A 25,005-nucleotide genomic window follows, 5' to 3' on the forward strand; every position below is an offset into this window, starting at 1 on the left:
AGCCCAAGGTGAACGACAAGATCGGTCAGGACCACCAGCTCAACTGGCTTCTGGACGACCTGGTCCGCCGGGTGGTGGGCATCCGCCACTCGGTCGTGCTCTCCGCGGACGGGCTGCTGCTCGGGCGCTCCGCCGAGCTGTCCAAGGACGACTCCGAGCACCTGTCGGCGATGGCGTCGGCGTTCCAGAGCCTGGCCCGCGGCACCGGCCGCCAGTTCGGCGGCGGGCAGGTCCGGCAGACGATCGTCGAGATGGACCACGCGTTCCTGTTCGTCACGGCCGCGGGTCGCGGCGCCTGCCTGGCCGTGCTCGGCGAGGAGGACGCGGACGTGGGCATGATCGCCTACGAGATGAACATGCTGGTCAAGCGGGTCGGCGCGCACCTGGCGTCGGCGCCGCGCGCGGGCGCCCCGGTGCTCTCCGGTGGCCCCGGCGGGCCCGGTGGTCCGGCAGGCCACGGCGGCCCCGGGTTGCCGGGCCGCCTGCCGTCGTGATGCCCGGCGACGGCGACCTGTGGGTCGACGAGGCCGCCGGACCGCTCGTGCGCCCGTACGCGATGACCAGCGGGCGCACCCGGTCGACCACGCCGAACCTCAACCTGGTCACCCAGGTCCGGTGCTCCGGGGCGGCCTCGGACACCTCCGGGTTGAGCCCGGAGCACCTGCAGATCCTGCAGCTGTGCCGGGTCCCGCTGTCGGTCGCCGAGGTGGCGGCCTACCTCAACGTCCCGCTGGTGGTGGTGAAGGTCCTCATCGGGGACCTGGTCGAGCGCGGCGACCTGGTGGCGGGCGCCCCGTTCCAGACCACGGAGATCCACGACCCCCAGTTCCTACAGGCGGTACTCGATGGCATTCGGAGGATCTGATCAGGTGAGCGACACCCCGGTGGTCCCCACCTCGCTGAAGATCGTGGTCGCCGGTGGCTTCGGCGTCGGCAAGACCACCCTGGTCAACTCGGTGAGCGAGATCCCGCCGCTGCGCACCGAGGAGGTGCTGACCGAGGCCAGCGTCGGCGTCGACGACATGGCGGGGATCGAGAGCAAGGAAACCACGACGGTAGCCCTGGACTTCGGCCGGATCACGATCAACCCGCAGGTGGTGCTGTACCTGTTCGGCACCCCGGGCCAGAACCGCTTCTGGTTCATGTGGGACGAACTGGCGTCCGGCGCCCTCGGCGCGATCGTCCTGGTCGACACCCGCAGGCTGGATTCGAGCTTCCCCTCCATCGACTTCTTCGAGCGCAGGGACATCCCCTTCGTCATAGCCGTCAACGGCTTCGACGGCTCGTTCGACCACACGATCGACGAGGTCCGCCAGGCCCTCGACGTGGACACCGGCGTCCCCATCATCACCTGCGACGCCCGGCGGCGTGAGTCGAGCAAGGAGGTGCTGGTCGAACTCGTCCAGTACACGATGACCAAGCTCCGCGAGCGCACCCCGGCCTGAGCCCGGGGTGCCCTTGGGCCCGGAAGTCCCTGTGCCGGTTGGCATCGGTTGATCATCTTGCGGTCCCGCGCGGCGATCGGCCGGCCACCGGGTTGGTCATCTTCGGCCGGGACCGTCGGTCCCGGCCGGTGGAATGGTTGCCGGGGGCGTGCGCTCGCTCAGCGCACCGGCTCGACGCGGCAGTTGAAGTGGCGTAGCAGCGGTGGTGCCTCGACGACGCGGTAGCCCGGGACGCGTTCCGGGTGTTGGGCGATTTCGGCGACCACCTCCGCCACGTACTCCAGGTGGCTCTGCGTGTAGACGCGGCGGGGGATGGCCAGGCGGACGAGTTCGTGCGGGGCCGCCTTGACGAGGTTGCCGTGCTCGTCCTCCTGACCCAGGTACAGCGAGCCCAGTTCCGCGCACCGGACGCCGCCCGCCAGGTACAGCTCCGTCGCCAGGGCGTGCCCCGGGAACCGGGACGGGGGCAGGTGGGTCAGCAGCCTGCCCGCGTTCAGGTACAGGGCGTGGATGCCCGCCGGCCGCACGATCGACACGCCCGCCGCGGTGATCAGGTTGCCCAGGTGCTCCGTCGCCGCCGCGCGGGCGCGCAGGTAGTCGGGTTGGACGACCTCCGTCAGGCCCTGGGCCAGCATCTCCAGGTCCCGGCCGGACAGGCCGCCGTAGGTGCGGAAGCCCTCGGTGGCGATCAGGGTCAGTTCGCACCGCTGGGCCAGCGCGTCGTCGCGGAGGGCGAGGAAGCCGCCCATGTGGGCGATGGCGTCCTTCTTCAGGCTCGCCACGGCACCGTCGGCCAGGTCGAACGCCAGCCGCGCGACCTGTTCCGGGGTGTGGTGGGCGTAGCCGTCCTCGCGCTGGATGACGAGCCACGCGTTCTCGGCGAAGCGGGCCGCGTCGAGGAAGAACGGGACGCCGTGCGCGCGGCACAGGTCCGACACGGCGCGCAGGTTCGCCATCGAGACGGGCTGGCCGCCGCCGCCGTTGTTGGTGATGGTCATGAGCACGACGCCGACGCGCTCGCGGTCCGGGCCGGTGAGGGCGGCGGTCAGCCGGTCGAGGTCGATGTCGCCCTTGAACGGCGCCGGGCTGTCCAGGTCGGCGGCCTCCGGGCACGGCAGGTCGACGGGCACGCCGCCCGCCAGCACCACGTTCGCCCGCGTGGTGTCGAAATGCGTGTTGCTCAGGCACAGCTGCCCCGGCGTCAACAGCGCGTTGAACAGGATCCGCTCCGCCGCGCGGCCCTGGTGCACCGGCAGGATGTGCGGGTACCCGGCGAGCTTCTCCACCGTCTCGCGGAACCGGTAGAACGACCGCGCGCCCGCGTACGTCTCGTCGCCGAGCGCGCCCGCCGCCTGTTGCGCGGCCGATAGCGCGCCGGTGCCGGAATCGCTGAGCAGGTCGATGGTGATCTCGTCGGCGCGCAGGTTGAACGGGTTGTAGCCGGCGCGGACCATCGCGACCTCGCGTTCGGCCCTGGTCAGAATCGGAATGGGTTCGACGACCTTGATCCGGTACGGCTCCATCAGCGGCATGGGCATTCCTCGGCGATTCTCACGCGGCGCTCGCGCGGGGCGCGGTCACCCCGTGCGCCTCGGCGGACAGGTACACGGTGACACCGGAGCGGGGGCGGCCCAGGCGCAGCGACACGTGCGCGACCAACCCGGTGCCGGACCCGAGTGGACGGTCGGTGACGGCGCGCACGGCCGCGCGCAGCAGGTCGGTGTCGTGCCCGTGCTTGTCCAGCACGCACGCGGTCCGCTCCAGCGCCGCGGCGTCGTCGGGCACGTAGTCCCGGATCGGGACGTAGAGGGAGAATCCGTCCGGCCGCGCCTGGCTGCCGGACAGGAACGTCGTGCTCGACACCAGCGGACGGCCCCGGAAGGTCTCGACCTCGCCGAGGATCGCGGCGAACTCGACGACCTCGACCGGGTCCGCGTCCGGGAAGGCGGACGCGAGTCGGCGGACCTCGGCCAACCCGGCGTGCCGGTGCGTCTGGTACACCTTCACCCGCGAGCGCGGGGTGTCGTCGAGGTCGAGCGCGAAGAACGAGTAAGTGTCCAAACAGGACTCTTGGCGCGCGGCGTGCGCGCGCAGGTGCGCGTAGGCGCCGGTGAAACCCAGCCGGTCGAGCCCGGCGCGGACCAGGCCGGACGCGACGGCCCGACCGGACACCTCGGGGTTGAGGTACACCTTGACCCGCACCGCCGCCGCGGTCACCACGACGGAGAACCACAGCGAGAACGCGCCCACCGGGGCCGCGGGCAGGAACAGGTCGCGGACCGCGTCGAACCGGTCCAGGGAGAGCGGGTAGCGCCGCGCCAGGCGTTCCAGGGAACGCAATCCGGCGTTCATGTTGGCCCGCGGCCCCGGTCGCCGCGCGGTGCTCTCCACCAGCAGCCGCAGCGTCGTCGAACCGTCCTCTTCGAACGCCAGCGAGTACTCGACGGGACAGTGGTCATCGGCCACATCGGACCGCCACGCGGGTGGTCGGTCGATTCCCCGTTGCCCGGCCGGGCCCAGCAGGTCGGCCAGCAGCTCGACGACCTCGTCGGCGCGCTCGGTCAGGCCCGCCGCCGCGCAGAGCCGCCGAACCTGCGCGCCGGTGTGGTCGTTCACGGAGATCGCGCGCTTCAACGCAGCACACCTTCACTCGTCGGCGTAGATCGTCACCGGGCAACGTAGGGGGTGATCTCCTGCCGGGACTACCGCCAAGTTGGTGATCGCTTCCCTGTGGTTCTTACCGAGCGTAAATGGGATCGGGGCTTTGTCGAAGCGTTGATTGGGTCACGCTTGTCCGTCTGACCAGGGCGATTCGCTCACTGAGCGTGCAATTGCGACGTGGTTCGCGGTGTGCGGTGCGGAAAGCTTTTGTTTATGTCGTACGCTGTCCAGGTGGGCTGATCAGTGGTTATTTGTAGGCCACCGAGATTTCCAGTCTACAGTGGACGTAGCCACGGTTGGTAGCGGTCCGGGCGCGCGACGCGACGGGGATCACGCCCCGGCGCTGGGCCGAACGGGTCGCGGTCCCACCGGTCGGGAGTCCTTCGTGGAAGGTGACTCACCCCCGACCGTGTTAGCGTGGGGAACATGAACGCCCCGGAAGGTGATAGTCCCGGGCCGGGTGACGCCCGGCGCCAGCGACACCGCACCCCGCTGCCCGTGAACCGACCGGAGCGCCGGTGCTGATCCTGATCGGACTGCTCTCCGTACTGCTCCTCACCGCCGCGACGGGCTACTTCGTCGCCCAGGAGTTCGCCTACGTCGCCGTCGACCGCAACCGGCTGCGCCAGCTCGCCGACGAGGGCGACCCGGCCGCCGAACGCGCCTACCGCGTCACGCAACGCCTGTCGTTCATGCTCTCCGGCGCCCAGTTCGGCATCACCGTCACCGCGCTGCTGGTCGGCTACGTGTCCGAGCCGTACCTCGGCGGCGGCATCGCCGAGCTGCTCGGCCTCGCGGGTGCGTCCGGCGCGGTCACCACGGCGCTGTCGGTGGTCCTCGCGCTGGTGATCTCGACCGTCGTGCAGATGGTCTTCGGCGAACTCGCGCCCAAGAACCTCGCCATCGCCAAGGCCGAGGCCGTCGCCCGCGCGCTGAGCCGCTCGACCCTGGTCTACCTCGCCGTGGCCGGACCGCTGATCAAGCTGTTCGACACCGTCTCGACCCGGCTGCTGCGCGCCGTCGGCATCGAGCCGATCGAGGAGCTGCCCCAGGGCGCCACCGCCGAGGACCTGCGCGGCATCATCGGCGAGTCCCGCGAGGTCGGCAGCCTCGACGCGGGCACCTCGCGGCTGCTCGAGGGCGGCCTCGACTTCCGCACGCTCACCGCGGGCCAGGTCATGACCCCGCGCGTGGACGTGCACGTGGTGCGCGCGGGCGACCCGGTGACGCGGGTGGTGGAGCTGCTGGACACGGGCCGCTCCCGGTTCCCGGTCGTCGGCGCGGACATCGACGACGTGGTCGGCGTGATCGGCATCGCCGAGGTGCTGACCGTGCCGCCCGCCGAGCGCGGCACCACCGAGGCCCGCGCGGTCGCCACGGCCCCGCTGTTCCTCCCGGAGAGCCTGCCGCTGCCGGAGGTCCTGGAGCGGCTGCGCGCCGAGCACCGCCAACTGGCCTGCGTGGTCGACGAGTTCGGCGGCTTCGCCGGGGTGGTGTCGTTCGAGGACGTCGCCGAGGAGGTCGTCGGCGAGATCCTCGACGAGGACGACCACATGGAGATCGGCGCCGTCTCCCACCCCGACGGCTCCTGGTCGGTCCCCGCCCGCTGGCGGGTCGACGAGGTCGCCGAGGTCACCGGCATCGAACTCCCGGGTGACGCGGGCTACGACACCCTCAGCGGCCTGGTCATGCAGCACCTGGGCAGGGTCCCGCGCCCGGGCGACAAGGTGGAGGTCACCGCCGCCTTGGCGGACGCCGACCTGGACGACGCGCCCCAGACCGCGGTGGTCTCGGTCACCGAAGTCCACCGCCGCGTCCCGCACACGGTCCTGGTCAGCCTCCGCCCCGAGGTGAACGCGTGACGCGCGCGCGGGAACCCCGCTCGGCGGTGCGCGGGTCGGTCCCGGCAGCCGCCCGTCCGCGCGGCGCGCGGACCTCGGCGTCGCTCCTGCTCGGCAGGCCCGCGGTCGCGCCGCGGGCCGCGGGCGATGAGGAGTCGCCGCGCTCGACTGGTCGGGCCCCGGTCGTGCTGTGCGTGGCGGTCGGTGGGGCACCGGTTTCGCGGTGGCGATCCGGTGCGGCCTCGGGCGGCTCGGCGTGTGGCCGAGCGCGCCACCACGGACCCGCCGTCGCGCGCGGTCCACGCATTTCTCCGGGAACGCCCGTCGATCGGGCGGGCGTGACCGCGGTTGTTCTCGCCAGCTCTCGTGAATCGGAAGGTGGGGCGTGAGTACCGGGCCCGCGTTGTTGGTGTCGTTGGTCCTGTTGGTGGCCAACGCTTTCTTCGTGGCGGCCGAGTTCGCGCTCGTGGCCAGCAAGCGGCACCGGTTGGAGGAGGCCGCGGCGGACGGGAGTCGGGCGGCGCGGGCGGCGGTGGCCGGGACGCGCGAGTTGTCGCTGATGCTGGCCGGTGCGCAGCTCGGCATCACGCTCTGCACGCTGGGGCTCGGCGCGCTCGCCAAGCCCGCCGTGGCCGCGTTGTTCGAGCCGTTGTTCACCGCGCTCGGGTTGTCCGAGGCGTGGGCGTACCCGATCGCGTTCGTGCTCGCCGTGGTGCTCGTCGTGTTCCTGCACATGGTGGTCGGCGAGATGGCGCCGAAGTCGTGGGCCATCTCGCACCCCGAGCGGTCCGCGCGGCTGCTGGCGCTGCCGTTCGTCTGGTTCACCCGCGTCACCCGGCCCGTGCTGACCCTGCTCAACGGCGTCGCCAACGCCACCTTGCGCGCGGTCAAGGTCGAGCCCCAGGACACCGTCGCCCAGGCCCACGGCCCCGACGACCTGCGCGTGCTGCTGCGCGAGTCCCGCGAGCACGGCCTGCTGCCCGAGCAGCAGCACCAGATGCTCAGCGGCGTGCTCCGGGTCCAGCACACCACCGTCGCCCAGGTCATGTCGCCGCGCGCGGACGTCGTCACCGTCCCCGAGTGGGCCACGGCCGCCGACATCGAGGACGCGTCCCGGGCCAGTGGCCGGTCGCGGCTGGTCGTGGTCGATGACGACGACCAGCCGCGCGGGATCGTGCACGTGCGCGAGGCCGTCCGCGCCACCATCGCGGGCGGGGCGGGGACCGCGCGCGACCTGATGAACCCGCCGCTGGTCTTGTCCGCCGACACCACCGCGGGCGACGCCGTCAGCCGCATGCGCGCCGAGCGGGCGCAGCTCGCCCTCGTCGGCGACCAGGGCGCGATCGTCGGGCTGGCCGCGCTCGAGGACCTCCTCGAGGAAATCCTCGGCGAGTTCGACGACGAGACCGACCAGGGCTGAAACGCACAGGAACCCTGCCTAGTCTGGGACAGAACAGACACGGGAGGTCGGATGCGCGCCGGTGCACTGGGCGTGGTGGGGCTGCTGGCCGGGGTCGGCACGCTCCTGCTGCTGCACGTCATCCCGCCGACCGACGCGATCAGCCCCACCACCCGCACCCTGTCCGAGTACGCCATGGGCGACAACAAGTGGCTCTTCGACCTCGCGGTGCTGCTCGTCGCGGGCGGTTCCGTGGCCGCGTTCACCGAACTGGCCCGCGCCCGCGTCGCCCGACCGGCCGCGCTGGTCTTCGGGGCGGTGTGGGTGCTGGGCCTGGTCGCGGTCGTCGCGTTCACCAAGACGAACTGGGCCGTCGGGCCGAGCGTCGGCGGCTACGTCCACCGCTACGCCAGCGTCGCCGCGTTCTTGGCGCTGCCGATCGCGGTGCTGATCGCGTCGGGCCGGGTGGTGTCGCCTTTCCCGCGGTGGACGGCGCGCGGGCTGGGGATCGTGTCGCTGCTGTGGTTCGGCACGATCGTCGTCGGCGTCGTCAACATGGCGGGCGGCGGCGAGCCGTGGTGGCGGTTCGTGCCGCTGGGGCTGGTGGAGCGCGTGATCGCCGGTAGCGCCGTCGCCGCGCTGGTCGTGCTGCTGACAGGTGTGGTGACTGGACCATCCCGCCCACAACGGGTGAGTGCGACCGGTGTCACATCGGACGTCCGACCGGCGATAGGGTCTTCGTGATCGAAGCCTGCACCGAGGAAGCCTGGCTCCCGGGCACCGCCCCGGCCGTCGGCGTCTACCCGTTCGGCCTCCCCGTCCTCCGCCGCACCCCGCGCCTGCCCGACGCCGACCGCGCGGCCGCCCTCGTCCTCGGCGTGTACCCGAGCGCCCTGCACGTGCGGTGGCGCAGGCCGGGCCACCGCCCGATCGCCTCCCTCGCCGTGGACGACGAGCCCACCATGTTCTGGACCGGCGACCAGACCACCCGCATCGACCAGTGGCGCCGGCGCGTCGACTGGCGCGACGCCTGGGGGACCGTCGGCCCCGCGGGCCCCGGCGGCGGCTCCGGTCGGCTGGTGATGACCGACGTCCTGGAGCCGCTGGGGCTCGACCCGTGCGCGACGTACTTCACCGACTGCGTGCCGACGTACTTCGTCAAGACCGGGCCGCGCCAAACCCGCGCCATGAACGAGTACGACCGCTTCGCCCTCACCACCGGTCTCCCGCTCGCGCGCCTCCCACGCCGCCCCGCCAAACCCGACCTGGTGCGGGTGGCGCTGCGCACCGAGGGGCGGGAACTGCTCAGGCAGATCCGGGAGGCCGACGCGCCGGTGGTGATCACCCTGGGCAAGGAGGCGGCGGACATCCTGGCGGGCCTGACCGGCACCGACCGGGTCCCGTTCCGGGTGACGGGCGACTACGGCAGCACCCGCGTCGTCCCCCTCGGCGGCCGGGAACTGCGCTGGATCCCCCTGATCCACCCCGGCACCCGCCACGACGTCGCCTGGCGCAACTGCCACACCCGCTGGGTCCTGTCCCGCCGCTAGCGCCTGGCCACGTCCCGCACCACGGCGGCCAACGCGGCCAACCCCAGCGCGGCTGACACGACGATCAGGGCCAACGCCGTGCCGGAGATCTCCGGTGGGGTGCAGGGGCCTCCCAGGCACTGCGTTATGGCATACCCGCCGGACCCCGGTGCGAGTGCGTCCTCGGCGACCCACCACACCACCAGCGCCAGACCGAGCAAGGCGAGACCGATCGCCGCCACCACTCCGCGCGCCCACCGCAACCACATGGTCGAACCCCCGATTCCGGGGGACAGTACCCAAGCCGCGTCTCCCGGTCTGCGACCAGGTCAGGAACGCAGCAGGCGGATCACGGCGCGTTCGAGGGGTTCTCGGACCTCGGGTGCGTCCAAGTCCCGCGCGGCCAGCCTGCGGACGGTGGGTTCGATCGTCTCGCCCGCGCGGAACGCCTCCGTCACCCGGGGGTCCACATAGGACTTGCGGGCCATCGCCGGGGTGTTGCCCAGTTGCTCCGACACCGCGCGCATCACGGCGGCTTCGGCTCGTTTGGAAGGGGGGCCGTCGTGGGTGGCGAAGGTGGTGGCGGCCAGGACGGTCGCGGTCCACGTGCGCATGTCTTTGACGGTGAAGCGGTCGCCCGCCAACTCCTTGAAGCGCTCGTTGACCTCCGCCGCGCGCAGTTCGCGCCGGTCGTGTCCGTCGCGGTAGGCGAAGAGGCGGTCGTCGTCGGCGCGGTTGCGGCGCAGCGACGAGATCAGGCGGGACAGTTCGGGGTCGCGGATCGTCGCCGACCGGTCGATGCCGCCCTTGGCCGGGAAGTCGAAGGTCAGCTCGTTGCCCTTCAGCCGCACATGGCCCCGCAGCAGGGTCGACACGCCGTGGGTGTTGTTCTCCTCCGCGTACTCCTCGCCGCCGATCCGGAACACGCCACGGTCGAGGACCCGCAGTGCCCCGGCGAGCACCCGCTCTCGTCCCAGGCCCGGCCTCGTCAGGTCTTCCAGCACCCGCGCGCGGACCTTGGGCAGCTTGTGGGCGAGGGACAGGACCCGGTCGTGCTTCTCGGCGTCCCGGTCCTCCCGCCACCGCTCGTGGTAGACGTACTGGCGGCGACCCGCGTCGTCCAGACCGACCGCTTGGATGTGGCCCGCCGGGTAGGGGCAGATCCACACCTCCCGCCACGCCGGGGGGATCACCAGGCCGCGCACGCGTTCCAGGACCGAGGGGTCGCGGACGGCGTCGCCGTCGGCGTCCACGTACCGGAAACCCCGCCCGTGCCGCACCCGCCGGATACCCGGCCCCGAGCAGTCGCTGCGCCGCAGCCGCATGTCCGCCTCCCTCCCCGTGAGCAGGTGAATTCCCCGGCGCACCGAACCGCAAACGTCGGTCGCGCCGTCATCGAGGCTCGGCGGACGCTCGCCGGACGAAGCTTTCCTCCGGCCAGAAGGTGTCGCCCAGGTTCAGCCGGTCGAAGAGCACGCTGACGGCGCCAGGTGTGTTCTCGATGACGGCAGCCAGTTCGCGGTCGGTCGCGGCCTCGACGCGGAGCGCTTGGCGGGACCGGGTCATCGCGTCGGGGTCGACCCACAGGTGGTGTTCGACCCGTCTGGCCACGTAGCTGTCGCGCGCGGCGGTGTTGGTGACGAGCGGGGGATCACCGTCAGCGGGTTCGCGGGCCCACAGAGCCGCGTCGAAGCAGGCCGCCAGCCACTGCGCCTCGCCCTTGCTCGGAATCGTGTCCGCCACCAAGGGCACGCCGGGCAGCAGACTCGGTCGACCACCGGGGTGGAAGTGCTCGACACCGTAGGGTTCCGGACACCAGTCGAGGTCGCTGTGCAGCAGGGTCGCGAACCCCTCGCCCGGGCGCTGCCAGAAGATCAGGTCCTCGCCGTGCACGTTCACCTGGTGCTGCACGATGTCCCACGGACCGAACTCGACGCCCGCCATCTCGCCCAACTGGGCCTTGCGCCACGAACGGCCGCCTTTGACCTGGATCTTGACCAGGTCGCCGGTGACCGCACCGTTCTCGGTGAACGTGACGTGCAGGTCCTCGCCGAAGTCGTTCTGGCCGTCCACCTCTTGCACGATGTGGTTGTGCCGCTCCAGGAGCGCGCGGAGTGCGTTGACCGCCGCTCTGCCGGGTCCGCGCGAGTCAGGCACTTTCGGCAACGAATCCCCCGGCTCAGTGGCGTGCGGCGATGGATCGTCCACGACGGTACGGCTTGGTCGGAGGATATCTGCTACGCGTGGGCCAGGACTCGTTGGTCGGTGTCGGTGAGGTGGGTCAGGAGGGTGGCGGTTTCCGTGCGGGTGAGGGCGGCGGCGAGCAGGGTCGCGGTCAACGCGCGGTATTCGGTGATTTCTTCCGGGGTGTCGATGGCCGGTTGGTCTCCGTCGGTGTGCACGGTTGTCGGTTCGTCGCGGAAGGCGCACAGGGTGAAGGCTCCGGTGACCAGGCCGGGGTGCATGCGGTCGAAGGGGATTACGCGGAGGTCGATGGTTTCGGCCATGGTTCGCAGGTGTTTGAGCTGGGCGCGCTGTTCGAGTGGGGACACGACTCGGCGGTGCAGGGCGGGTTCGTCGATCAGGACCGTGACGTCGACGTTCTCCCGCGCGAACAGCGTCAGCTGACGGCCCGTCGCCAGGCCGACGCGGCGGTTGTTGGGCCTGCCCGGGGTCAGCGCGTGGCGGCAGGCGACCACGGCCGCGGCGTACTCGGTGGTGCGCAGGATCTCCGGCACCAGCGCGGGTGCGTAGGTGGTGACGGTCGTCGCCCGCGCCTCCAGGTCCACCGCGTCCCGCCAGTCCGGGGTCGCGGCCAGCCCGCGCCGCCACCACCAGTGCGGCGCCGACTCGGCGAGCAGCAGGTCCAGCACCTGCCGCTCGGCGTACCCGGACACCCCCAGCGCCCGCAGGTAGTCGGTGACGTCGGTGATGTGCGGCGGCCGCTGCCCGGTCTCCAACCGGCTGACCTTCGACGGCGACCACTCCAACCGCCGCGCCAACTCGAGCGCGTGCAGGTTGGCCGCGACCCGCAGGTCGCGGAGGCGGGTGGTGGTGCGGCGGTAGCGGATGCTGCTCATGAGGGCCTTCCGGGTCGTGGGATCAGGGGTGCCGCTCGTCGGGCGGCGGTGCGAGCACGGCGTCGCGGAGGGCGGCGCGCAGGCGGCCGATGTGCAGGGGAGTGAGGTGCACGAGCCCGGCGTCGGGGGTGCGCAGGACGACCCCGTTGTCGACGGCGGTGACCTCCAGGTGCCCCCGGTGCCCGGCCTGGTCCCGGCAGGGGACGCGCACCGAACCGGGCCCACCCACCCGGATCCGACGAAGAAGGGCCCGAAGGCGGCGGTAGGTCATGGGTGGCTCCCGGAGGTGGAGGAAGGGACGCGAAGGGGATTCGGAGGCACGCGGCGCTGGTGATTGGTTCCTCCCGGGGGATGAAGGTGGCCGGACACCTTGCGGCACAAGGGGTTCGGCGCGGCGGAAGCGATGGGCGACGGCGGTCAGCGGCGCGGATCGGCGGCTGGTAGGTGGGGGCGGGTTCGGTGGAGGGGGCGGGTGGGTGAATCGGGTTCGGGGCGAGGCCGACAGAGTCGATGGGGTGGGACGTCCGGAGGGCGTGCGGGAGCTGGCGGTCGCTATCGGAGCGGTGGGGAGGGAGCGGGTTCGGCGCGGCTGTGGGCGGCGAAAGGGGCGGGGGCGTTCTGGAGGTCGTGGAGTGGGATGTGGCGCGGCGTTGGGGGTGTTGGAGGGCTGGGGTGGGTTCGGCGAGGGCTTTGGTTGGGTTGGGGGAGTGGCGCGGCGATCGCGATGGCGGCGAGTGGGTGAGGTGGGCCCGGGGGAGCCGGCGGTTTGCGGCGTTGTGGAGGTCGTGCGGGAGTGGCTGTCGGTGGGAGCCGGGCGTTGGGGAAGTTGTGCTGGCTGGGGTGGGTGGTGGCTGGGTGAGGTGAGGTCGAGGTGGGGCGAGGGACTCGATGGGGTGGGGGGCGTGAGGGCGGCGCTCGCTATGGCGGTGGGTTCGACGCGGCTGGGGATTGATGGGCCGGACGCGTGGGGGGTGTGGTGGGGGCTTCCGGGCTTCCGGGCTGGGCACCTTGAGGCGGCGGGGGAGTGGCGCGGTGGCGAAGGGGCCGGTCCGCACCCGTCGGTAGGGACGGCGGGTGCGGACCGGCCCAGGGGGCGACGGGCTCCGGGTTGGACCACGGTGGAGGTGGCGTGGTCGTGGCCGGGGGAGCCCGTCGCGGTCCGGGGGTGGCAGGCTCATTGTGTGCTATCGGTGGTCGGGCTGATCATCGGGTGTTGCTATCCCTGCAACAGGTGAACTGCGGGGTCTGGGGGTTGTCGGGGTCTGCTGTTGTGGAGGATTGTTCGGGGGTGCCGGTAGAGTAGACCGTACGGTGCGTACGTACGCTGAGAAAATACTTCGATCGAGTGAATGGGGTACGTACTTGGCGTAGTTGTGTGCAGACTGTGCGGCATGGAAGATCGAGACGAACTCAGCCCCGGTTCCCTGGTTCGACGCTGGCGACTCGGCAAGCAGCTCCGCGAACTGCGCGAGGCGGCGGGCAAGTCGCAGGACGACGCCGCCGAGTACCTCGGTGTGAAGCGGCCGACGATCAGTCGGATCGAGAACGGGCGGCACGCGATCCTGTCGCGCAACGTGCGGTTCCTGTGCCAGCTCTACGAGATCGGCGCGCCACAGGTGGACACGTTGGTGCGGCAGGCGGAAGAGAGCAACGAGCGTGGCTGGTGGGTCAGCCACAGCGACACGATGCCGGACTGGTTCCAGACCTGGGTCGGCTTCGAGTCGGACGCGCAGGAGATCCGGATCTACCAGTCCGAGTTGGTGCCCGGCTTGCTTCAGGTCCCCAGCTACGTCCGCGACGTTCGGGCTGCCTACCTCGACAAGCCCGACGAGGCCGAGTTGGAGAACGCCGTCCTGTTCCGGCGGCAGCGGCAGAAGCGGCTGGAGACCAACCCGCCCCACCTCCACGTCATTCTCAACGAGGCCGTTGTCCGGCGACCGGTCGGCGACATGAAGGAGCAGCTGGCCAGGCTCATCGAGGTTTCGGCCGAGCCCTACATGACCCTGCAGGTGCTGAACTTCGAGGCTGGCATCCACCCCGGCATGACCAACCCGTTCACCCTGCTGACCTTGCCCGAGGAGGAATCCCCTAACTTTGTCTTCTTGGAGCACGCAGACGGCGCCGTCTACCTGGAGCGGCCCGCCGACCTGGCCAGGTACTCGAACAGCTTCGAACGGATGGCGCTGCTGGCGCTCTCGCCTGAAGAGACCCGCGCGTTCTTGACTAGCCTGATCGGCAGCTAGGCACTGCCGATCGGGAGGATCAAGTAATGACGCAGAACCAGATCCGCTGGCGTAAGAGTTCCTTCAGCGGTGGAAGCAACGGCGACTGTGTGGAGCTCGCGCACACGCTCACCGCTGTCCGGGACAGCAAGAACCCGGCGGGCGCGGCCCTTGCGATCGACGCAATGGCCCTTGTCACCGCGGTGAAGTCCGGCATCCTGGGCCGGTAGCGGTTGGCCCCGCCCCGCGAGGGGCGGGGGCAACGCAAACAAAATCCCCGCCCTCCGGGGCGGGGTCCCTCAGACCGGCGGTGTCACGCCCCTTCTTCGGAACAGCTCCGCCCGCTCGTTCTCATCCATCCCACCCCACACCCCGTACGCCTCTCGCGTCGCCAGCGCGTGCTCCCGACACCTGCGCAGCACCGGACACCCCGCGCACACCAGTTTCGCCTGCCTGACTCGTCGTTCGCGGGCTTTGCCGCGTTCGTTGTCCGGGCTGAAGAACCGGTCCGACGACACCTGCCTACAGGCACCCAGGGCCTGCCACGCCTCAGTCGCAGTGCTCACTCCTGCGTGCTACCCGAGCTACTCGACCAGCAAACGACGCGTTCGGGGTTCAGTCAACTACTCTCCGCGCACACTTGCGGGTAATAAAAGACCGCCGATCGGACCGGGGTGGGGGGTGGTCCGATCGGCGGTTAGTGCCACCTGCGGCGCGGCCAGGACGTGCGTCCAGCGATGTCGGGGGGTACATCTGCCGGGAAACGTCCGTGGGGTTCCTCGCTGCGGTGACAACCGTACTAACGCGTAACCCCCGCGCGGCGTTCCCGACCGGAGGTGGTCTTGATCACGCTCCGCTATCGAGGGGCCCGATGGGCCCATCAGTCGACCAGCGCGTCCTCGACCGTCGGCCTTAACTCCAGCACCTGCGACAGGCCGCTGATCTCCAGCACCCGGTTTGCCATCGACGCCCCTACGACCAACCGGAAACCGGCGCCCACCTCGCCCGCGCGTTCCGCCGCCCGGGCCAGGCCCGCCACCCCGGCGGACCCGAAGAACGACACCTTGTCCAGGTCGACCACCACCAGCCGCGCGCCCGAGTCGAGGGCGCCCGCCATGCGCGCGGTGAAGCGCGGCGCGGTCAGCAGGTCGATCTCGCCGTGGGGTCGGATCACGACGGCGCCGTCCGGATGCTCGTCGACCACGACGTCGAGCAGCTGCGGCGGGGTGGAGGCGTCGGGCATGGGGGCATTCTCCCAGGAGTACACGCGATTTGGCAGCGCCAGGCCTGCCCCGGCGCGTCACCGGCGGTAGCGTCGGCACATGATCGGTCTGCCTGACGGCGTCGCGGCCTGCCTGTTCGACCTCGACGGGGTGCTCACCAGCACGGCGACCCTGCACGAGATCGCGTGGCAGCGCACCTTCGACGCCTTCCTCGCCACCCGCACCGACGGCGACCGCGCGCCGTTCACCAAGCACGACTACACAGCCTTCGTCGACGGCCGCCCCCGCGCCGACGGCGTGCGCACCTTCCTCACCTCCCGCGGCATCCGCCTCCCCGAGGGCGAACCCGACGACACCCCCGATGCCGCCACCGTCAACGGTGTCGGCAACCGCAAGAACGAGGCGCTGCTGGCCCTCATCGACGAACGCGGCATCCAGCCGTACCCGGGCTCGGTGGCCTACCTCAACGCCGCGCGCGACGCCGGTCTCAAGATCGGCGTGGTCACCTCGTCGGCCAACGGGGAACACGTCCTCGACGTCGCCGACCTGGCGGAGTTCGTGCAGGCCCGGGTGGACGGCATCACCATCGCCGACGAACACCTGCGCGGCAAACCCGCCCCCGACTCCTTCCTCGCGGGCGCCCGGGCGCTCGGCGTCGCCCCGTCGGAGGCCGCCGTGTTCGAGGACGCCCTGTCCGGCGTCGAGGCGGGCCGCGCGGGCGGGTTCCGCTACGTCGTCGGGGTGAACCGCGCCGACCAGGCCGAGCAACTGCGCGACCACGGCGCCGACGTCGTCGTCGACGACCTCGCCGACCTGCTGGGGGGATCCCGATGAGCGGCGGTTTCGACCTCGACCCGTGGCGGCTGCGCTGGAGCGACCTCGCGCTCGACCAGCTGCACCGAACCGAATCGGTGTTCGCCCTGGCCAACGGGCACATCGGGCTGCGCGGCTCGCTCGACGAGGGCGAACCCGTCGGCCTGCCCGGCACCTACCTCAACGGCTTCTACGAGGAGCACGCCCTCCCGTACGCGGAGATCGGCTACGGGTACCCCGAGGCCGGGCAGACCGTCGTCAACGTCACCGATGGCAAGATCATCCGACTGCTGGTCGAGGACGAGCCGCTCGACCTGCGCTACGGCCGGGCCCTGCACCACCACCGCACCCTCGACCTGCGCACCGGGATCCTCTCCCGGGTCACCGAGTGGGAATCGCCGACGGGCAAGCGGGTCCGGGTGTCCAGCCAGCGGATCGTCTCCCTCACCCAGCGCGCGGTCGCGGCGATCCACTACGTCGTCGAGCCCATCGACGAGAGCGGCCAGACGCAGCTCGTCGTGCAGTCCGACCTGCTGGCCAACGAACCGATCGAGAGCCGCACCCGCGACCCGCGCGTCGCGCTCGCGCTGAAATCGCCGCTGGAGGGCGAGTTCCAGCGCGCCGAGGGGACGCGGGCCGTGCTCGTGCACCGCACCCGGCAGTCCGGGCTGCGCGTGGCGGCCGCGATGGACCACGAGATCGAGGTCCGCGACGGCCTGCGCACCGACATCACCGTCGAGGACGACCTGGCGCGGCTCACCGTCGCCGCCGACGTCCCGGTGGGGGAGGCGTTGCGGCTGACCAAGTTCCTCGGCTACGGCTGGTCGTCCACCCGCTCCGCGCCCGCCCTGCGGGCCCAGGTCGAGGCCGCCCTGGCCGGTGCCCGGCAGACCGGGTGGGACGGCCTGCTCGCCGAGCAGCGCGCGTACCTCGACGACTTCTGGGAGGCCGCCGACGTCGAGATCGACGGCGACGACGAACTCCAGCAGGCACTGCGCCTCGGCCTGTTCCACATCCTCCAGGCCGGTGCCCGCGGCGAGAGCCGCGCGATCCCCGGCAAGGGCCTCACCGGCCCCGGCTACGACGGCCACGCGTTCTGGGACACCGAGACGTTCGTGCTGCCCGTGCTCACCTACACCGTCCCCGAGGCCGCCCGCGACGCGCTGAGCTGGCGGCACGGCACGATCCCGCTGGCCCAGGCACGGGCGAGGGTGCTGGGCAAGACGGGCGCGGCGTTCCCGTGGCGGTCGATCAACGGCCAGGAGTGCTCCGCGTACTGGCCCGCCGGTACGGCCGCGTTCCACGTCTCCGCCGACATCGCCGACGCCGTGGCCCGCTACTACGCGGCCACCCTCGACGCGGACTTCGACGCCGAGCAGGGCACCGAACTGCTCGTCGAGACCGCGCGGTTGTGGGCGTCGCTGGGTCACCACGACCCGCACGACGGGTTCCGCATCGACGGCGTCACCGGGCCGGACGAGTACACCGCGGTCGTGGACAACAACGTCTACACCAACCTCATGGCGCAGAAGAACATGCTGGAGGCAATCAAGGCGGCCGAGCGCAACCCGTCGGTCGCCGCGCACCTCGGGGTCACGCCGGAGGAGATCGAGACGTGGCGCACCGCGGCCAACCGGATGCGCATCCCGTTCGACGACATGCTGGGAGTCCACCAGCAGGCCGAGGGCTTCACCTCACACGAGGAGTGGGATTTCGAAGGCACGCCCGGTAAGCACTACCCGCTGCTGCTGAACTACCCGTACTTCGACCTGTACCGCAAGCAAGTGGTGAAGCAGGCCGACCTCGTCTTGGCCATGCACCTGCGGGGGGACGCGTTCACGCCGGAGCAGAAGGCGCGCAACTTCGCCTACTACGAGGCGCGGACGGTGCGGGACTCGTCGTTGTCGGCCGGTACGCAAGCAGTGCTCGCAGCGGAGTGCGGGCACCTCGACCTCGCGCACGCGTACCTGGCCGAGGCGGCGCTCACCGACCTCAACGACCTGCACGACAACGTCGGCAACGGGCTGCACATGGCGTCGCTGGCCGGGGCGTGGCAGGCGGTCGTAGCCGGGCTGGGCGGCATGCGCGACCACGACGGGCAGCTGTCGTTCGCGCCGCGGCTGCCGTCGGCGCTGGCGCGGGTCGCGTTCCGCATGTGCTTCCAGGGCAGTCGGATCCAGGTCGAGATCACGCAGGGGAGCGCGGTGTACCGGCTGGTGTCCGGCAAGCCGGTCGACGTCGCGCACCACGGCGAACCGGTGCGGATCGAAGGCGAGGTCGCGCTGGACATCCCGGCGCCGCCGTCGCACCCCGCGCCGTCCGCGCCGAAGGGCCGGGAACCGCGCAGGCGGACGAAAGCCGGTGGCAGCTGACGGTTACGCTTCCCGCCGTTCCCGGGGGAGGAGAGCATGGAATCGGACGAGCACGCTGCGCTGCGCGCCAACAATCCGTTCAATGCCAAGCGGGCGGCGCTCGCGGGCCACTGGGGTTGGGAGTTCGCGCCCGACGCCCAGTGGCTGCTCGGCCGCTGGCCGGTGCTGCCCGTGGTGGCCCGCTGGTCGAGCCACTACCGCGCCGCGCACGCCGACCGCTGCTACGGGGCCGTGATCGGCGCGATGAGCGGCGTCGAGTTCACCGTGTTCGACTTCCAGCACGACCTGGTGCGCGGGCCGACGGCGCCGTCGTGGCTCGCGTCGAGCTGGATGAACTTCGTCACCGACACGGTGTGGGTGGTCTCCCTGCCGACGCCGATGCCGCACGTGCAGGTCCTGCCCAAGAAGAACGGCTACTGGTTCCTCGGCTGGAAATTGGGCCGCCCGACCACCCACCACGCGGCCTTCAACCAGCAACACCGGCTCGTTGACACCGACCCCGACGTGGCCGCGCGGGTGCTGACCCCGGCTGTCGTCAACGCGGCGGTGGCCCTGGACCTGGGCACCTGGGCGCTGATCGGCAACGACCTCGTCTACACCGAGGCGTCCCTGCACGGCGGCACGCCACCGGAGCGGATCGTCGAGGTGCTGGGCAAGCTCACCGCCTTCCTCGCGCATCTGCCCTATGACGTGGCGCTGAACCCGTAGGGTCGGGCGGTGGATTCCGAGCGCAACATGAGGTTCATCCGCCGCTTCAACTTCGATGTCGTCAACCAGCAGCGCGTCGGGCTCGCCGCGCAGCGGGGCTGGCGGTTCGACCCGGATGCGCCGTGGCTGCTGGACCAGTGGCCGGTGCTGCCGTTCACCGTGCGCGGGGACATGCGCCACGTGTATGGCGCGGTCACCGGTGTGGAGAGCGGCATGGAGTTCACCGCGTTCCAGTACTTCCGGCGCCCCACGGTGGTGAACCACAAGGCAGTGGGGATCACCGTTCGGCAAACCGACCAGTACGAGGTCGAGTCGGTTTTCGTGGTGTCACTGCCCGTGGTGATGCCGTTCGCGCAGGTGTGGTCGAAGCGCCAGTGGTACCCGGGTGGGCCGGAAAGGTGTCCGCGCCCGCAGACCCACGACCCGAAGTTCAACAGGCGCCACCGCTTGATCGACACAGACCCGGCGGTGGCGGCGGCGCTGTTGACACCTCAACTCGTGGGGACGGTGATGGCGTTGAAGTTGGGCACGTGGTCGCTGGTCGGATCCGACTTGGTGTACACGGAAAGCGCGGTGGACACCGGCTCCGGCCCGGAGGGTGTCTTGGCGGTCCTCGCGCGGTTGGCGCAGTTCGTCCCGTGGCTGCCGTATCACCTCGGACAGCCGAAACCGGGCGCTCAACCGCACCGCGCTCATCCGGGACCGCAGCAGCAGCAACCGGTGTACCCGCCACAACCGCGGTATTCGGCGCCGCAGCCGTATCCGGTGCAACAGCCCTACCCGCAGCAGCCTTATCCCGGTCCGCCCTACCTGCGCCGCCTCTAGTCCTCCATCATCGTCTCGCGCAGCTGCGCGAGGGTCTTGGAGAGCAGCCGGGACACGTGCATCTGCGACAGCCCCACCTGCTGTGCGATCTGCGTCTGCGTCTGGTTCCCGTAGAACCGCAGCAGCAGGATTCGGCGCTCGCGTTCGGGCAGGTTCGCCAGCAGCGGCTGGAGCGTTTCGTGGTACTCCACGCCCGCCAGGGCCTTGTCCTCCACGCCGATCCGGTCGCCGACCGACGTGTTGTCCTCGTCCGGGCCGATGATCTCGTCCAGGGACTGCGACCGGTACACCGCGCCCGCCTCCAGGCCCGAGTACACGTCCTCCACCGGCATGTCCAGGTGCCTGGCCAGCTCCGACGGCGTCGGCGCCCGGCCCAGCCGCTGCGACATCTCGCCGGTGGCCGCGTTCACGGCCATGTGCAGCTCCTTCAACCTGCGCGGCACCCGCATCGCCCAGCTGGTGTCGCGGAAGTGCCTGCGCACCTCGCCCATCACCGTCGGTACCGCGAACGACAGGAAGTCGCTGCCGCGGTCCGGGTCGAACCGGTCCACGGCGTTGATCAGGCCGAGGGTGGCGACCTGCAGCAGGTCGTCGTAGGGCTCGCCGCGGTTGGCGAAGCGCTGCGCGATGTGCTGCGCCACCGGGAGGAACCCGGTCACCAGCTCCTCGCGCACGCGGGCCCGGGCCTGGCCCTCCGGGAGCCGGGCGAGGTCGTCGAACAGCGGCAACAGGTGGCCGTAGTCGCTGTTGTCGTTGCGCTTCGAGTTACCGCGCCGGGCCGTGTCGGTCAGATGTGGCTGGGTCACGCGACCGCCGCCCTCCTCGCCATGCACAGGTCGATCACGAGTTCGGCGAACACCTCGCCGTCGAACACCGCCGTGGAGACCGTGTCCACCAGCGTCGAGATCAACCGCCACCCCAGTCCGGACCGCGCCAGCGGCGTCTCGTTCAGCACCGACACCGAGCACCGCACCCGCACTTCGGTCGGCGTCGGGTCGAACTGCACGACCAGCGTGGAGAACGGCAGCGCCCGCGCCAGCAGCAGTCCGCACGCCTCGTCGACCACCAGCCGCAGGTCGGCGATGGAGTCGATGTCGTAGTCCTGGCGCATGGCCACCGCCGCTGCCATGGTCCGCACGAGCGGCAGCTGCGCCAGCGTCGCGTCGAGCCGAAGTTCCACGGCCTCGCCCGCGCGGTTGCCCATGGTTACACCCCGTTCCACAGCCAGGTGCGGCCGCGATACGGCGCGGTTGTGGTCTCGCGGCTTGGTCATGGGCAGCGGGTACCCGGATGGGCGGATTCCACACCTGGGTGGTGTGCGGTGTCGCCCGGGGTGGGTAGCCCACGACGGTCAGTCATCCGATTCGAGGGAGGCACGCATGACCACGGCCCGCGACATCATGAGTTCCGACGTCACCTGCGTCGACAGCTCGCAGACGATCCTGGAGGCGGCCCGCATGATGGCGGCGCTCGACGTCGGCGCGTTGCCGGTGTGCGGGCAGGACAACCGGCTCAAGGGCATGATCACCGACCGGGACATCGTGATCAAGGTCATCGCCCAGGGCCACGACCCGCGCGCCTTGCACGCCAGCGAACTCGCCCAGGGCCCGGTCATCACCGTCAACGCCGACGACGACGTGGACCAGGTCCTGTCGAAGATGTCCTCCCACGGCGTCCGGCGGCTCCCGGTCCTCGACTCGAACCACGAGCTGATCGGCATCGTCGCCCAGGCCGACGTCGCCCGCGTCCTGCCCGCCCCCCGAGTGGGTGAACTGCTCGGCGCGCTGTCGTCCGCCGGATAGGCCGCCATGGCGTAACCGTGCTTGGACCTGGGTAACCCGGTGGGCATGAGCGAGCAACGGGAGCTGTCGACCGGGGAACTGGTCAGCCGCCTCAGCGAACAGGTCTCGCGCCTGGTGCGGGACGAGCTGGCGCTGGCGAAGGCGGAACTGCGGGACAAGGGCAAGCAGGCGGGCCTCGGCGCCGCGCTGGGCGGGGTGGCCGGGGTCGTCGCCTGGTTCGGCGTCGGCGCGCTGGTCGCCGCCGCCGTGGCCGGGCTGGCGGTGGTGCTGCCGGTGTGGGCGTCCGCGCTGGTCGTGGCGGGAACGTTGTTCCTGGTCGCGGCGCTGCTGGGCGTCGTGGCCGCCAACCGGTTCGGCCGCGCCACGCCGCCGATCCCGCGCCAGGCCATGGACAGCACCCGCCGAGACGTCGAGACGGTGAAGGAGAGTGCCCACCGATGAGCGGGAGGTCCGAACGCGCCGAGCTGCGCGAGGAGATCGAGGAAGCGCGCGAGGAGTTGGCCGAGACCGTCGACGCGCTGGCCGCCAAGACCGAGGTGGGTAGGCGGGTGGGGGAGAAGGCAGACGAAGTCAAGGGAGCCGTCGTGGAGAAGGCCGATCAGGTGAAAGACACCCTGACCGAGCGCGCTCACGAGGCCAAGGAGCGGGTGGAGGACCTCACCGAGCAGGTGGGCGCGCGGGCCGGTGAGGCCGTCGCGTTCGCCCGGCGCAAGCCGGTGCCGGTGGCCGTCGTGGCCGCGTTGTTGGCTGGGTTGGTCGGATTGGTGGTGTGGCTGCGTTCGCGGTGATACCAAACCGCGTGTCGTAGTGGCGCGAATGACGGACAGTGGGGCGGTCGGCGCGCGACCGCCCCGGTGTCAGTCCTGCTCGGTGGGGGAGTGTTCCGGATCTTCGGGCTCTTGCTCGAGGCCGTCGGCGGTGACGGCCTCGACCGGGATGGGGTGGCGGGTGTGTTTGCGGGTGTAGTCCGCCAGCGGGGCGGTGCTGCGGTCGAGATCGTCGGTGATGTCGGCGTCGTCCTTGGGGTCGGTCACGTGCGTGAGGTATCCCGTGGTCGGGTCCGCCACACCCGGGCGGCCGATGTTGCGTCCGCCGGGCGCGCGGGGAAGGCTATCGCCTGGGCCATCGCCGGATGCCCCTGAGATGGGCGAGGGGGACAGGCAACTGCACGAGATGGACCCCGCGGCGCTCGCCTTCGAAACCGCCCCGGCGATCATGTGGATGTTCGCCGGGCCGGACCACCGCGTCGTCGCGGCCAACCGACTGGCCAGGGCCAGCGTCGGAGACCGGCCGGGGCTGATCGGTACCCCGGTCCGCCAGGCCGTGCCCGAGGCCGACGGCTACCCCGTGCTCGACCTGCTCGACCAGGTCGCCCGCACCGGCGAGCCCGTGCTGGGCCTCGAACGGCGCGTCGAGGTCGACCTCACCGGCGGCGGCGCCCCGGCCGAGGGCTACTTCACCTACAGCGTGCTGCGGCACACCGCGCCCGACGGCAGCCACGTCCTCGTCGCGCACGTCGTCGACGCCACCGACTCCGTCCGGCAGCGCCGCGCCGCGGAGGCCGAGGTCGCCGACGTCCGGCAGCGGCTCGCCGTGGAACGCGACGTGGCGCTGCGGTTGCAGCGGGGTCTGCTGCCCGCCGGGCTGCCGCTGCTGCCCGACCTGGGGCTGGGCGCGGCGTACGTGCCCGCGGGCGAGTGGCTGACCGCGGGCGGCGACTGGTACGACGTGGTGCCGATGCCGGGGGACCGGGTGGGGCTGGTGCTCGGCGACGTCGTGGGACACGGGCCGACGGCGTCCGGGGTCATGGGGCAGTTGCGCGCGGTCGCGGCGGAACGGTTGGTACGCGGTGGGGCCGTAGTAGAGGTCTTGACCGCATTGGACGCTTTCGCCGCGTTGTGCCCTGACGCGCGCGGTAGCACCGTCTGCGTGGCGGTGTTCGACCGGTTGACGCGAGTGCTGGAACACGGCAGTCGCGGCCACCCGCGTCCGTTGTTGTTGGACGCCGAAGGCGTGCCTGGATTCCTCGACGGTCCTATCGGGCCACCGTTGGCGTTCGGGGACGGCTCTTCGCCGATAGCGCACACCACGCTCACGACAGGCGAAACGCTCGTCCTGTACTCCGACGGCGTGGTGGAGGCCCCCGGCCGCGGCTTCACCGAAAGCCGCGACCTGCTGGCGGACAGGGTTTCCCGCGTAGCGGCGGAAAACCCGGACGTGGATCCCCGGGAGCTGCCGACGCTGGTATGCGCCGCCCTGGCGTCGTTGGTGGATAACGAGACCTCACGCGACGACGTGAGCGTCCTCGCCGCGACGGTGCTCGCGGGCCCGGGGCCGCGGTTGTCGCTGGCGCTGCCGGGTACGGCCGAGCAATTGGCCGTGCTGCACCGCGAACTCAACGCGTGGCTCGACGCGCTCTCCGCCCACCGCGACGACCGGAACGCCATCGCGCTGTGCGTGGTCGAGGCGGTCACCAACTCGATCGAGCACGGCTACCGCGACCACAGCGGGACGGTCACCGTCCTCGGTGAACTCGACGGCGTCGGCGGGGTGCGGGTCACGGTCTCCGACGCGGGCACCTGGCGCGAACCCGTCGAACGCAGCCCCTACCGGGGCCGGGGCATGCTGATGATGCGCGAGTGCAGCGACCACCTCAACGTGGACACCGCCGAGGACGGCACCACCGTCACGATGCGCCGCTCCGTCCGCCGGCCCCCGGTGCCGCTCCCCGACGCCGACGTCCTCCCGCGCGCGCCGGTCACCCACGCGCTGGAGGTCAAGATCGGGTTCGAGGACTCGACCGTCCGCATCGCCATCAGCGGCATCGCCAACTCGTCCAACGCCGAGGACCTGCGGGTGCCGCTGCGCGAGGCGGCCCGCAGCGGCGTCCACACCTGCGTCTTGCTGCTCGACGGCGTGGAACTGCTCACCAGCGCGGCCCTGCGGGTGCTGTTCGAGCAGGTCGCCGACCTGCGGGCCACCGGCTGTGCGCTGCGCATGGTCGCCGCGCCGACCAGCCCGGCCGCCGCGGCCCTGTCCGCCAGCGGGCTGGACCGGGTGTTGGCCATGTCGCCCACCGAGTAGC

Annotated in this window: 29 protein-coding genes; 17 read left to right on the top strand and 12 right to left on the bottom strand. The window is 71.3% G+C overall.

The window, feature by feature from the left end; translation table 11 throughout:
• Positions 1-8: 8 nt before the first annotated feature.
• The 3 genes from CLV40_RS00120 to CLV40_RS00130 are packed head-to-tail and all read left to right on the top strand — an operon-like array spanning position 9 to position 1,445.
• Positions 9-494 carry a roadblock/LC7 domain-containing protein gene (locus CLV40_RS00120; protein ID WP_245931001.1) on the top strand — a complete coding sequence of 162 codons (486 nt, stop codon included), beginning with the start codon at positions 9-11 and terminating at the stop codon, positions 492-494.
• Positions 494-865, top strand: a complete 372-nt coding sequence (locus CLV40_RS00125; RefSeq protein ID WP_104475691.1) for a DUF742 domain-containing protein — start codon at positions 494-496, stop codon at positions 863-865. The genes CLV40_RS00120 and CLV40_RS00125 overlap by 1 nt, the downstream gene beginning before the upstream one ends.
• Positions 846-1,445 carry a GTP-binding protein gene (locus CLV40_RS00130; protein WP_181043234.1) on the top strand — a complete coding sequence of 200 codons (600 nt, stop codon included), beginning with the start codon at positions 846-848 and terminating at the stop codon, positions 1,443-1,445. The genes CLV40_RS00125 and CLV40_RS00130 overlap by 20 nt, the downstream gene beginning before the upstream one ends.
• A gap of 158 nt (positions 1,446-1,603) precedes the next feature.
• Here CLV40_RS00130 and CLV40_RS00135 read toward each other — a convergent pair whose 3' ends face one another.
• Complete coding sequence (locus CLV40_RS00135) at positions 1,604-2,977, bottom strand: tryptophanase (protein WP_104475695.1); 1,374 nt, start codon at positions 2,975-2,977, stop codon at positions 1,604-1,606.
• A gap of 19 nt (positions 2,978-2,996) precedes the next feature.
• Positions 2,997-4,079, bottom strand: coding sequence for a tryptophan dimethylallyltransferase family protein (locus CLV40_RS00140; RefSeq protein WP_104475697.1), 1,083 nt, complete (start codon positions 4,077-4,079; stop codon positions 2,997-2,999).
• Between the two features lie 545 nt (positions 4,080-4,624).
• Between CLV40_RS00140 and CLV40_RS00145 the strand changes: the two genes are divergently transcribed.
• From CLV40_RS00145 to CLV40_RS00160, 4 genes are all read left to right on the top strand, one after another.
• Complete coding sequence (locus tag CLV40_RS00145) at positions 4,625-5,968, top strand: hemolysin family protein (protein WP_104475699.1); 1,344 nt, start codon at positions 4,625-4,627, stop codon at positions 5,966-5,968.
• A gap of 364 nt (positions 5,969-6,332) precedes the next feature.
• Positions 6,333-7,367 (top strand): hemolysin family protein, encoded by a 1,035-nt coding sequence (locus tag CLV40_RS00150; protein ID WP_104475701.1) that lies wholly within the window; start codon positions 6,333-6,335, stop codon positions 7,365-7,367.
• Positions 7,368-7,418: 51 nt separating this feature from the next.
• Positions 7,419-8,090, top strand: a complete 672-nt coding sequence (locus CLV40_RS00155) for a DUF998 domain-containing protein (RefSeq protein ID WP_104475703.1) — start codon at positions 7,419-7,421, stop codon at positions 8,088-8,090.
• Complete coding sequence (locus CLV40_RS00160; RefSeq protein WP_104475705.1) at positions 8,087-8,896, top strand: hypothetical protein; 810 nt, start codon at positions 8,087-8,089, stop codon at positions 8,894-8,896. The genes CLV40_RS00155 and CLV40_RS00160 overlap by 4 nt, the downstream gene beginning before the upstream one ends.
• Here CLV40_RS00160 and CLV40_RS00165 read toward each other — a convergent pair.
• The 5 genes from CLV40_RS00165 to CLV40_RS00185 all read right to left on the bottom strand — a co-directional run bounded on the left by CLV40_RS00165 (position 8,893) and on the right by CLV40_RS00185 (position 12,226).
• A complete protein-coding gene (locus tag CLV40_RS00165; RefSeq protein ID WP_104475707.1) occupies positions 8,893-9,144 on the bottom strand; it encodes a hypothetical protein in 252 nt (83 codons plus the stop codon). The genes CLV40_RS00160 and CLV40_RS00165 overlap by 4 nt on opposite strands.
• A gap of 60 nt (positions 9,145-9,204) precedes the next feature.
• A complete protein-coding gene (locus tag CLV40_RS00170; protein ID WP_104475709.1) occupies positions 9,205-10,200 on the bottom strand; it encodes a DNA topoisomerase IB in 996 nt (331 codons plus the stop codon).
• A 67-nt stretch (positions 10,201-10,267) separates the two neighbouring features.
• Positions 10,268-11,032 carry a DUF4365 domain-containing protein gene (locus CLV40_RS00175; protein WP_219823864.1) on the bottom strand — a complete coding sequence of 255 codons (765 nt, stop codon included), beginning with the start codon at positions 11,030-11,032 and terminating at the stop codon, positions 10,268-10,270.
• An 80-nt stretch (positions 11,033-11,112) separates the two neighbouring features.
• Positions 11,113-11,955 carry a helix-turn-helix domain-containing protein gene (locus tag CLV40_RS00180; protein ID WP_104475713.1) on the bottom strand — a complete coding sequence of 281 codons (843 nt, stop codon included), beginning with the start codon at positions 11,953-11,955 and terminating at the stop codon, positions 11,113-11,115.
• A gap of 22 nt (positions 11,956-11,977) precedes the next feature.
• The gene (locus tag CLV40_RS00185) at positions 11,978-12,226 is read right to left on the bottom strand and encodes a hypothetical protein (RefSeq protein ID WP_146107859.1); all 249 of its coding nucleotides are present in this window, start codon (positions 12,224-12,226) and stop codon (positions 11,978-11,980) included.
• Positions 12,227-13,346: 1,120 nt separating this feature from the next.
• Here CLV40_RS00185 and CLV40_RS00190 point away from each other — a divergent pair.
• A complete protein-coding gene (locus CLV40_RS00190) occupies positions 13,347-14,198 on the top strand; it encodes a helix-turn-helix domain-containing protein (protein WP_104475717.1) in 852 nt (283 codons plus the stop codon).
• Positions 14,199-14,224: 26 nt separating this feature from the next.
• A complete protein-coding gene (locus CLV40_RS00195; protein WP_104475719.1) occupies positions 14,225-14,407 on the top strand; it encodes a DUF397 domain-containing protein in 183 nt (60 codons plus the stop codon).
• 69 nt (positions 14,408-14,476) lie between these two features.
• Here CLV40_RS00195 and CLV40_RS00200 read toward each other — a convergent pair whose 3' ends face one another.
• Entirely contained in the window at positions 14,477-14,743 is a 267-nt protein-coding gene (locus tag CLV40_RS00200) for a WhiB family transcriptional regulator (RefSeq protein ID WP_104475721.1), read from the bottom strand.
• Positions 14,744-15,057: 314 nt separating this feature from the next.
• Complete coding sequence (locus CLV40_RS00205; protein WP_104475723.1) at positions 15,058-15,420, bottom strand: STAS domain-containing protein; 363 nt, start codon at positions 15,418-15,420, stop codon at positions 15,058-15,060.
• 79 nt (positions 15,421-15,499) lie between these two features.
• Here CLV40_RS00205 and CLV40_RS00210 point away from each other — a divergent pair, with 79 nt between their 5' ends.
• From CLV40_RS00210 to CLV40_RS00225, 4 genes are read left to right on the top strand one after another with little or no spacing between them, the layout of a single operon-like run.
• On the top strand, positions 15,500-16,234 hold the full coding sequence (locus CLV40_RS00210) for an HAD family hydrolase (RefSeq protein WP_104475725.1): 735 nt from the start codon (positions 15,500-15,502) through the stop codon (positions 16,232-16,234).
• Positions 16,231-18,585: a glycoside hydrolase family 65 protein gene (locus CLV40_RS00215; protein WP_104475727.1), complete on the top strand. Its 2,355-nt coding sequence runs from the start codon at positions 16,231-16,233 to the stop codon at positions 18,583-18,585. The genes CLV40_RS00210 and CLV40_RS00215 overlap by 4 nt, the downstream gene beginning before the upstream one ends.
• A gap of 36 nt (positions 18,586-18,621) precedes the next feature.
• Positions 18,622-19,293 carry a hypothetical protein gene (locus CLV40_RS00220; protein WP_104475729.1) on the top strand — a complete coding sequence of 224 codons (672 nt, stop codon included), beginning with the start codon at positions 18,622-18,624 and terminating at the stop codon, positions 19,291-19,293.
• Positions 19,294-19,302: 9 nt separating this feature from the next.
• A complete protein-coding gene (locus tag CLV40_RS00225) occupies positions 19,303-20,118 on the top strand; it encodes a hypothetical protein (protein ID WP_245930889.1) in 816 nt (271 codons plus the stop codon).
• Here CLV40_RS00225 and CLV40_RS00230 read toward each other — a convergent pair.
• Both CLV40_RS00230 and CLV40_RS00235 read right to left on the bottom strand, forming a co-directional pair.
• Complete coding sequence (locus CLV40_RS00230) at positions 20,115-20,909, bottom strand: SigB/SigF/SigG family RNA polymerase sigma factor (protein WP_181043295.1); 795 nt, start codon at positions 20,907-20,909, stop codon at positions 20,115-20,117. The genes CLV40_RS00225 and CLV40_RS00230 overlap by 4 nt on opposite strands.
• Before the next feature lie 11 nt (positions 20,910-20,920).
• Positions 20,921-21,391, bottom strand: coding sequence for an ATP-binding protein (locus tag CLV40_RS00235; protein WP_146107860.1), 471 nt, complete (start codon positions 21,389-21,391; stop codon positions 20,921-20,923).
• Between the two features lie 106 nt (positions 21,392-21,497).
• On the opposite strand from CLV40_RS00235, the gene CLV40_RS00240 reads away from it, so the two are divergent.
• From CLV40_RS00240 to CLV40_RS00250, 3 genes are read left to right on the top strand one after another with little or no spacing between them, the layout of a single operon-like run.
• Complete coding sequence (locus CLV40_RS00240; RefSeq protein ID WP_104475733.1) at positions 21,498-21,920, top strand: CBS domain-containing protein; 423 nt, start codon at positions 21,498-21,500, stop codon at positions 21,918-21,920.
• A gap of 45 nt (positions 21,921-21,965) precedes the next feature.
• Positions 21,966-22,361 (top strand): phage holin family protein, encoded by a 396-nt coding sequence (locus tag CLV40_RS00245; protein WP_104475735.1) that lies wholly within the window; start codon positions 21,966-21,968, stop codon positions 22,359-22,361.
• Entirely contained in the window at positions 22,358-22,708 is a 351-nt protein-coding gene (locus CLV40_RS00250; protein WP_104475736.1) for a DUF3618 domain-containing protein, read from the top strand. The genes CLV40_RS00245 and CLV40_RS00250 overlap by 4 nt, the downstream gene beginning before the upstream one ends.
• A gap of 69 nt (positions 22,709-22,777) precedes the next feature.
• Here CLV40_RS00250 and CLV40_RS37635 read toward each other — a convergent pair whose 3' ends face one another.
• Entirely contained in the window at positions 22,778-22,954 is a 177-nt protein-coding gene (locus CLV40_RS37635) for a hypothetical protein (RefSeq protein WP_181043235.1), read from the bottom strand.
• Positions 22,955-23,063: 109 nt separating this feature from the next.
• On the opposite strand from CLV40_RS37635, the gene CLV40_RS00260 reads away from it, so the two are divergent.
• A complete protein-coding gene (locus CLV40_RS00260) occupies positions 23,064-25,004 on the top strand; it encodes a SpoIIE family protein phosphatase (protein ID WP_104475740.1) in 1,941 nt (646 codons plus the stop codon).
• Position 25,005 lies beyond the last annotated feature (1 nt).

This window comes from Actinokineospora auranticolor, from assembly GCF_002934265.1.
In the GTDB taxonomy this organism is placed as follows: Bacteria; Actinomycetota; Actinomycetes; order Mycobacteriales; family Pseudonocardiaceae; genus Actinokineospora; species Actinokineospora auranticolor.